The 1,573-nt window shown below is 57.3% G+C and carries 2 protein-coding genes and 2 pseudogenes; 2 read left to right on the top strand and 2 right to left on the bottom strand.

Going from position 1 to position 1,573, the window contains the following annotated elements; genetic code table 11:
* Positions 1-101: pseudogene (locus tag A3AS_RS46330) on the bottom strand (ATP-binding protein); the annotation flags it as partial.
* Positions 102-241: 140 nt separating this feature from the next.
* Between A3AS_RS46330 and A3AS_RS0140795 the strand changes: the two are divergent.
* Together A3AS_RS0140795 and A3AS_RS0140790 are read left to right on the top strand one after the other, a co-directional pair.
* Positions 242-706, top strand: a complete 465-nt coding sequence (locus tag A3AS_RS0140795; protein ID WP_018323176.1) for a DUF1348 family protein — start codon at positions 242-244, stop codon at positions 704-706.
* A 2-nt stretch (positions 707-708) separates the two neighbouring features.
* The gene (locus A3AS_RS0140790) at positions 709-1,332 is read left to right on the top strand and encodes a TetR/AcrR family transcriptional regulator (RefSeq protein WP_018323175.1); all 624 of its coding nucleotides are present in this window, start codon (positions 709-711) and stop codon (positions 1,330-1,332) included.
* A 147-nt stretch (positions 1,333-1,479) separates the two neighbouring features.
* Here the strand turns inward: A3AS_RS0140790 and A3AS_RS49735 are convergent.
* Positions 1,480-1,573: pseudogene (locus A3AS_RS49735) on the bottom strand (IS21-like element helper ATPase IstB); the annotation flags it as partial.

Genomic DNA, 1,573 nt, shown 5'->3' with positions numbered 1-1,573 from the left:
CAGCTTCTGCCGATGGCAATGGCCAGGTGGGTTTTGCCTGTGCCGGTGCCGCCGACCAGGACGACGTTGCGTTGTTGGGCGATGAAGCCGCCGCCGGCGAGGCTACCACGCGCCGCTCCAAATCGATCTCAAACAGCCAGACGGAAATGCCACTTGACAACGACACAATCATCCGCGATTGTACCGATCGGTAAAGTTATTACCGATCGGTACAACCACCTCAACTGACAAGGAACTGAAGATGTCACGTCCCCCACTCCCTCCTTTCACCCGCGAAACCGCTATCGAGAAGGTTCGGCTGGCCGAAGACGGCTGGAACACCCGAGACGCGGCCAAAGTCGCTCAGGCCTATACGCTCGACACCCGCTGGCGGAACCGCGTCGAGTTCACGAGCAATCGCGACGAAGCTCAGGCACTTCTGACACGCAAGTGGAACAAGGAGCATGAATACCGCCTGATCAAGGAGCTTTGGGCTTTCACCGGTAACCGCATCGCGGTGCGCTACGCGTATGAATATCGCGACGATGGCGGCCGCTGGTACCGCGCTTATGGTAACGAGAACTGGGAATTTGCAGAGGACGGTCTGATGGCGCACAGGCACTCGAGCATCAATGAAATGCCCATTGCTGAAAGCGATCGTTTGTTCCACTGGCCTCTTGGTCGTCGGCCGGATGATCACCCCAGCCTCAGCGATTTGGGCCTCTAATCATGGCCCGCATGGTCGCTGAAAGAGCCGACGCCATAGCCCCGTTGGCCGAAGTTTTCCGCGAACATGGCTACGAAGGCGCAAGCCTTGCCTTGATTGGCAAGGCTACCGGTCTTGGCAAGGGCAGCCTCTACCACTTCTTCCCGAACGGAAAGGAAGAGATGGTGCAGGCTGTTCTCGGCGAAATCGGCCAATGGTTCGAGGATGCCGTATATTCCCCGCTGCGTAACAAGAGCGATGCTAATGGCGCCATCGGTGCAATGCTTGACTCGACGGACCAATATTTCAGGTCCGGCAGGCGCGTGTGCCTCGTCGGTGCTTTAGCAGTTGCCAATACGCGTGACCTCTTCGCGCAGGCCATCCGAGGTTATTTCGTAGCTTGGGTGGACGCATTGCAGTCAGCGCTTATTCGGCAGGGCCGTGACGCCGATCAGTCGCGCATCCTCGCGGAGGAGGCCGTTCTTGCTATTCAAGGAGCCATTGTTCTTTCTCGGGCAATGGATGATCCGGCCGTTTTTCAGCGGGCTATCGACCAACTCCGGAAACGATTAGTGATCGAAAACGATACCTCTAACAACAAAGGCACAATCGACGATTCACCGCAAAATGAAGGTCGGCTTGTCTGAGATTAGCGGAGATATTCCTGAGTGACTGAGGGCCAGATCCGGGATGGGCGCGATCCGGCCCAAAATGCTGCGGACTTAGAAGCCGGACTTCGCCCGTCTAACTGGACGCATTCGCCGCCTTCCATAATGTGTTTGATCGTCTCACGTAGCGGAGGCGAGACGAGCGCGGGTGATATGATCGTCGTCTCGGCTTTTGAATCGCCAGCTGTCGTTGCCGGTCTCGACGATGTCGCAGTGATGG

This window comes from Bradyrhizobium sp. WSM2793 (genome assembly GCF_000379585.1).
Classification (GTDB): Bacteria; Pseudomonadota; Alphaproteobacteria; order Rhizobiales; family Xanthobacteraceae; genus Bradyrhizobium.
Note: the sequence above shows the minus strand (reverse complement) of the source record. Positions and strands in the feature narration are given on the sequence as shown.